The organism is Streptomyces sp. HSW2009 (assembly GCF_040240285.1).
Lineage (GTDB): Bacteria > Actinomycetota > Actinomycetes > Streptomycetales > Streptomycetaceae > Streptomyces.
The window spans coordinates 1-6694 of sequence record NZ_JBEHZD010000454.1; the positions used below are offsets into that span (position 1 = coordinate 1).

Annotated in this window: 5 protein-coding genes and 1 pseudogene; 3 read left to right on the top strand and 3 right to left on the bottom strand. The window is 76.2% G+C overall.

Annotated elements, in window-relative coordinates; translation table 11 throughout:
- Positions 1-899 (top strand): saccharopine dehydrogenase (locus AAHZ94_RS25985; protein WP_349995691.1); only part of this gene is annotated, 899 nt, incomplete at its 5' end.
- Between the two features lie 185 nt (positions 900-1084).
- Here AAHZ94_RS25985 and AAHZ94_RS25990 read toward each other — a convergent pair.
- From AAHZ94_RS25990 to AAHZ94_RS26000, 3 genes are all read right to left on the bottom strand, one after another.
- Positions 1085-1489, bottom strand: a complete 405-nt coding sequence (locus tag AAHZ94_RS25990) for a VOC family protein (protein ID WP_349995692.1) — start codon at positions 1487-1489, stop codon at positions 1085-1087.
- Positions 1490-1499: 10 nt separating this feature from the next.
- Complete coding sequence (locus AAHZ94_RS25995; protein WP_349995693.1) at positions 1500-1940, bottom strand: helix-turn-helix transcriptional regulator; 441 nt, start codon at positions 1938-1940, stop codon at positions 1500-1502.
- A gap of 382 nt (positions 1941-2322) precedes the next feature.
- Complete coding sequence (locus AAHZ94_RS26000) at positions 2323-4188, bottom strand: SIP domain-containing protein (protein WP_349995695.1); 1866 nt, start codon at positions 4186-4188, stop codon at positions 2323-2325.
- A 406-nt stretch (positions 4189-4594) separates the two neighbouring features.
- Between AAHZ94_RS26000 and AAHZ94_RS26005 the strand changes: the two genes are divergently transcribed.
- Together AAHZ94_RS26005 and AAHZ94_RS26010 are read left to right on the top strand one after the other, a co-directional pair.
- A complete protein-coding gene (locus AAHZ94_RS26005) occupies positions 4595-6271 on the top strand; it encodes an ATP-binding cassette domain-containing protein (RefSeq protein ID WP_349995697.1) in 1677 nt (558 codons plus the stop codon).
- Positions 6272-6344: 73 nt separating this feature from the next.
- Positions 6345-6694 (top strand): annotated as a pseudogene (locus AAHZ94_RS26010) (hypothetical protein); the annotation flags it as partial.

Consider the following 6694-nt stretch of genomic DNA (forward strand, 5'->3'; position numbering starts at 1 on the left):
CCGGCGCCGTGCTGGCGGCCGCGGGACGGGGGGCCGCCCCGGCGGCCACGGGCGACCTGACCGGGGGCGACGGGGGCCGGCCGGCCGCCCCGCCGGGGGGCGGCCACACGGCGGTGGTCGCCGCACTGTGGGACGACCGGCTGCACGGACTGCGCTACGCGCAGCGCCACCGGGTGCCCTACCTCAGCATCTCCAGCGGCCTGGTGGACATCGCCCCCGAGGTCGTCGCCGCCGCCCGGGGGACGGGCGCGCCGCTGCTGCTGGCCAGCCACTGGTGCGCGGGCACCGTCGTACTGGCGGCGTTGGCGTGGGCCGACGCATTCGAGCGGGTCGACAGCATCCGCATCGGGGCGGTACTCGACGAGGCGGACACCGGCGGGCCCGCCGGCATCGCCGACCTGGCCCGCTGGTCGACCGCCACATCGGCCGGTCTGGTGCGCCGCGACGGCGTCTTCACCTGGCTCCCGGAAGACGCCGCGCAAACGCCGCTGACCAGCATTGACGGCACCGTACTGACCGGGCAGAACGTCGCCATCCTCGATGTGCCGAGCCTCGCGCTGGCCACCGGGGCCGCGGACGTGCGCTTCGCCTTCGCGGTCGGCGAGTCCGCCGGGCGGCGCGGCGGCGGTGGCCCGTCCATCGAGGTGCGGATCGACCTCGCAGGGGTGGGCCCGGGGGGCGCGCCGCTGCGGCTCAGCCGGGCCCTCGTCCACCCCGAAGGGCAGCGCCCGCTGACCGCCCTCGGCATCGCCCTCGGCGTCGAACACCTGCTGGGCCTGCGCGGCCCGGCCGCCCCGCCCGGCCTCCACACACCCGAGTCGCTGATCGACCCGGCGTACGCGGTCGAGCGGTTGGCGCAGGTCGGGGCGGTGGTCACCGCCCTGCCGGCCGGTGGCTGAGCGGCCGGGCGGTTCCCCCGGCCCGTAACCCGACGGCGTACGGGGGAGTCGGTCACGGCGTACGGCGGATACGGGCTGACGCGGGCAGGCAGCAGGGGCTGACGCCGGCGCGTACGGGCTGGCGCGGGCACCTACCGGCTGGCACGGGCACGTACGCACAGGCTCGCGGGGCCGGCGGGAGGCCGCTATCCGGCCTGTTGGATGCGGACCATGTTGCCCGAGGGGTCGCGGAACGCGCAGTCGCGCGGCCCCCAGGGCTGGTCGATGGGTTCCTGGAGCACCTCGGCGCCCGAGGCCCGGACCCGTTCGAAGGTGGCGTCCAGGTCGTCGGTGCGGAACACGGTCATCGGCAGCACACCCTTGGTCAGCAACTCCTGCAAGGTGTCGCCGTCGGCCTGGGAACGGCCGGCGTGTGGTTCCGAAAGCACGACCTGGAGGTCGGGTTGGTCGTCGCTGCTGAGGGTGACCCAGCGGAAGCCGTCCGATGCGACGTCGTTGCGCACGACGAGGCCGAGCGCGTCCCGGTAGAAGCCGAGCGACGCGTCCGGGTCGTTGACGGTGATGTGGCAGTACTGCAGTGCGATGGTCATGCGGCCCACGCTAGGCGCGGGGCGCATGGCCCGCTTCTCGAATCCTGCTCGATGCGCCGCGCAGCGGTCGGGTGGTCACCTTCGCCACACAGGCAGGCATCGCCACCACCGCCCGGTGCTCCCGACCGCGGTACGCGCTGGGTGTCTCCCCCACGATCTCGGTGAACCGCGAACTGAAGGACCCGAGCGACGTGGCACCCACCGCCAGACACGCATCGGTCACGCTCACCCCGGCACGCAGCAGCGCCATCGCCCGCTCGATCCGGCGGGTCATGAGATAGCCGTACGGCGTCTCGCCGTACGCCGCGCGGAACCGGCGCGAGAAGTGCGCGGGCGACATCAGCGCCTGGCGCGCCATCGTCGGCACGTCCAGCGGGCGGGCGTACTCCCGGTCGATCAAGTCCCGGGCACGCCGCAGATGGGCCAGGTCGGCGAGCTCTTCCGGGGTCATGCAACGACGCTACCACCGGGGTGCTGACGTGCGCTTTCGTGCAGATCTGGCGGGTGTGCCCGGCCACTGATCGCGCTGGAACCGCCACACGCGCAACGGCTACCGAGCGCGCCGGACGGACGGGGGCGCGCTGCGTCTACCGGGAGGCGTGGAGCGCCTTGGACCGATCGGGCCCACTGGGTGGGCCGGCCCCACCCAGTCCACTCTGCCCAGCCAGTCCACCCGGTCCACCCAGTCCACTCGGCCCACCACCCGGTCCACTCGGCCCACCAAGCCCACCACCCGGTCTACCCCGGCCACCAGGCCCACCGGGTCGCCAGCGGACGGCGTCCTGCGGCCCGGTGGGTGGGTGGCTGGGCGGCTGGGTGGCTGGGTGGGCGCGTCAGGGGGTGGGTGTGAGCACCCACAGGCGGTGGTCCCAGCCGATGTCCCGGCAGTCGGTGACCACGCAACCCGCCTCCGCCACCAGCGCGGCCACCTCCGCCTCGGTGCGCCGCCCCGCGCCGAACGCGGCCGTCAGGTGCCGGTGGTGCCACGCGTCATCGAGGTCGGCGAACCCGCCCGGCCCCGCTACCCCTTCCACCAGCCCCACCCGCTCCACCAGCACCAGCCCGCCGCCGGCCGGCAGCCCGGCTGCCGCGTCGCGCAGCGTCAGCACGGCGTCCGCCGCGGGCAGGCGCTCCAACAGACGGCACAGCAACAGCGTCTCGGCGCCGGGCGGCACCGGGCCCGTGTGGGGAAGCAGGTCCACCCGCGGCAGCACGTCCGCGTCGAGCACCCGCTCGCCGACCACCGCCAGCTCAGAGGGGAGCGCCCCGAGCCGCACCCGTACCGAGGGGAACGCCTTGACCAGGGCGTTCACCACCGTAGCCGCGCCGGGACCGGCCGCGGTCAGCATGGCCACCCGCGACCAGTCGTACGCCTGCACCGCGCCCGATGCGACCCACCTGGCCTCTTCTTCCACCGCCCAGCGGGCCGAGCCGCCGACCGCCGCGTCGGTGCGCAACGCGGCGGCCAGCGGCGCGCCCGCCGCGGTGCGCGCCGCCGGCCAGCCGGTGCGCACCGTGTGTGCGAGGCCCGCGAGCGACAGGTCGAACGCCGCTTGCGCGCCCCGCAGGTCGTACTCCTGGAGGGAGTGGTCGTCCTCGACGAGTTCCTCGCCCACCGGGGTGAGGCGGTAGCCGCCGTCGTCCTTGGCACACACCTCAAGGGCGACCAGGTAGTCCAGGAGCGCGGTCAGGGTACGCAGGTCCGCACCACAGCGCCGGGCCAACTCCGCCCCGTCACCCACCCCCTGGTAGACGAGGTCGATCAGGCCGAGGGTGACGGCGGAGCGGATGGCGAGGCCGGGAGCCAGGTCGGTCAGCTCGTGCAGCCGGTCGTGGGCGTCCTGCTGTTCCTCCGTGGCGGCCGGCGCTGCGTCCTCGCCGTGTGGAGTGTCGGTGCGGCGCCAGTAGCCGGTGATGTGGGTGTGTTCGCGCGGCACCTGACGATCCACCGTGAGATGGCGTCGGATGCCCTTGAGGGCGCCTGCCTCACCCGCGGCCCAGACGAAGACCGTCCCGGGCAGCCACGCCATGGCACGCACCGCCTGCTCCAGCAGATCGGTGGTGCCGGCTGGCGCCCCGTCGCGCACCAGCCAGGTGACGTCGGCGTCGGCGGCGGTCGGCAACTCCTGACGATGGCTCTCCTCGCCGACCTCGATGAACACCCGCGCCCTGGTGTCGGCCGGCATCTGAGCCAGCCAGCGCCCGATCGCCGGCAACGCGGTCTCGTCGCCGATGACCAGCAGCCAGTCCGCGCCTTCGGGCGCGCCGTGCGACATCTTCGGCCCCGCGATCCAGGCGGGGGCGCCGGGCCGGGCCCGCGCGGCCCAGGAGGAGGCGACGCCGCCGGGGTGGCGGACGAAGTCGAAGTCGATCTCGCCGGCCTCCGGGTCGAACCGCACCGGCGTGTAGTCCTTGGCCAGCGGCCGTGCGTCGGTGGGCCAGTCGAGGCTGCTCACGTTCTGTCCGGGGAGCACCGGAGGCTGCCCCGGCCGCTCGGGGAAGAAGAACTTGACGTGGTCGTCGAACCCCTCGGTGCGCAGCGCCGGCAGGTCGAGGCCGTCCCGGTGGAACGCCCGCAACTGCGGGCCGCCCAGCGTGATCCGACGCATCCCCGGCGTGACGTCGAAGGCCCGTAGGACCGTCAACTCCCGCAGCACGATGGGGAAGGTGACGACGGTGCGGGGACTGCGGCGGGACATCTGTGGAACTCCTTCGGTCGGCCGGGCCTGGTCAGGCTAGGGCCGCGACCGCCCCGCGCATCCAACCCGCGGACCACGACGTGCCCACTGCGCGGCCCATCGGGTGGACCGCGGGGTGGACCGCGCGGGCCAGCGCCCCCGGCGAATGGCGTTTCCGGGCAGACGGCGCTCCCGGGCGCGCGGCGCGCGTACCCGCGGTGGCGCCGGCCGCTGCTCCTCCCCTCCCGGGAGGGCGCGCCCGACACGGTGCGCCGGCCCCGGTGGCGGTCCAGGCGTACGGCCCAGGTGCGCAGCCCCGACGTCCGGCCCCGACGTACGGCCCCTGCGTACGATCCGGGCGCCGCGTTCGACGATCCGGCCCGCCCGTTTCGACGCCGCGCCCCGCTGCACGCCTACGGTCACCACGGTGTCCACCTCCACCCCCGCCGCGCGTCTACTGCGCCAGTGCCTGGCCGACGTCCGCCCGTACCTCGTGCGCTCCGCCTGCTGGGCGGCGCTGCGCCAACTCGCCTTCCTCGCCCTGCCCTGGCTGCTCGGCCGCGCCGTCGACAGCGGCGTCAGGGACGGCAACGCCACCGCAGCCGCCGGCTACGCGGCCGTCTTCCTGTGTGCCGCAACCGCCGAGTACGCGGGCATGCGCGGCTGGCAGTTGTGGAGCAACCTCGCCGAGGCCCACACGGGCGCCCGGCTGCGCACCCGGCTGCTGGGTGCCGTGCTCACCGTCGACACCGACACCCTGGAGCGCGGCGCCGACCGCACCGGCGACCTCGCGGTGCGCGCCACCCGCGACGTCGATGCCGTCCTGGCCTGGGTGCACGGCCTGACCACCTGGGTGGTCATCGGCCTCACCGGGCTGCTGCTCGGCCCCGCGCTACTCGGCCTCGATCCACTGCTGCTGCTCGTCGCACTCGCCACGGTGCCCCTCCTGCTGCTGGTCAACCGGGTCTTCCCGGCGCTGTACGCGCGGCGGGCCGAGGCGCTGTCGCGGGCCCACGGCAGGCGCGGCAGCACCGTCGAAGAACTCCTCGCCGCGCTGCTGCCGCTGCGCGGCGTGGGCGCCGACCGCCTGCTGGTGGAACGACACCACCGGCACAGCGCCCAGGTCACCCGGCGCACCCTGCGGCTCGCCGCGGTCGGCGCGGCCTGGGAGGCGGTCGCCTTCGTCGTACCGCTGCTGGCCGTGGTCGCCGGGCTGCTCCTCGGCGGGCGCGCGGCGATCGACGGCCGGATCACCGTCGGCCAGCTCACCACCTTCGCCCTGTGGATGGGCACCGTCTCGGTGGCCGTCGGCGTCACGGTCGACCGGCTCGGCGACCGCACGGAGGCCCTGGTCGCCGCCGGCCGGATCAGCGAGGTGCTCGACCTGCCGGTGCCCGCCGGCGACGGTACGGCCGCGCTGCCGGAGCGGGGCGCGTTGGTCGCGGCCAGCCTCACCGTGCACCGCGCGGGCCGGACCCCGATCGGGCCGCTGGACCTGACGGCCGGGCCCGGCGAGTGGATCGTGCTGACGGGGCCCACCGGCTGCGGCAAGAGCACCCTGCTGCGCGCGCTGGCCCGCCTCGTCCCGGCCGCGGGCACGGTCGACTTCGGCGGGCACGACCTGGCCGCACCCCACCCGGACGTGCTGTACCGCACGGTGGGGTTCGTCCCCGAACACCCGCTGCTGCTCGCCGGCACCGTCGTCGAGAACCTGCTGCTCGGCGGGGACCGGGACACCGCCGAGCTGGCGGCGGCCTGCCGGACCGCCGGGCTCGACCTGGCCCTGGCGGGACTGCCGGCCGGCCTGGACACCCCGGTGGGCGAGCGGGGCGCCGCCCTCTCCGGCGGGCAGCGCCAACTCGTCGCCCTCGCACGGACGTTGCTGCTCGGCTGCCCCATCCTGCTGCTCGACGACGTGACCTCGGCGCTGGACGCCGCGACCGAGGCGCAGGTGCTGGCCCGGCTGCGTGAAGCCACCGCCGACCACGTCGTCGTGTTCGCCTCGCACTCGCCCGCCGTCCGCGCCCTGGCCGCCCGTGAGATCACCCTCGCGGGCCCGGCCGACCGCCCCAGCCGCCCCCCCCTGGAGCCCCGGCATGCCTGACCCCACCCACCCGCGGCCGAACGCCCGACCCACCCCTGACACCGGCCGCCCGCCCGCACCCGATGTACCCGCTGTGTCTGCCGAACCCGTCCCCGATGTCCCGCAGGCACGTGACGCACCCGTCGTGGTGCGTCCCTGCGGACGGGGCGCCCCGGCTGGTGGTGAGGCGCCCGCGCCGGACGTCCCGCGGGTGGTCGAAGCCCCCGCCGCGCACCGCCCGTACGCGCCCGGAGCCCCGGGCCCCGGCGATCCGTACGCCCCCGGAGCCCCGGCCGCAGGTGGCGCGGCGACGCACCCCGTGGGGGGGGGCGGGGGGGGGGCCCCCGGGGGGGGGCGGGGGGGCCCCGCGGGGGGGGGGCCGCGGCCCCCCCGGGGGGGGGCCGGGCCCGCGCGGCGCGGGGGGGGGGGGGGGGGGGGGGGGGG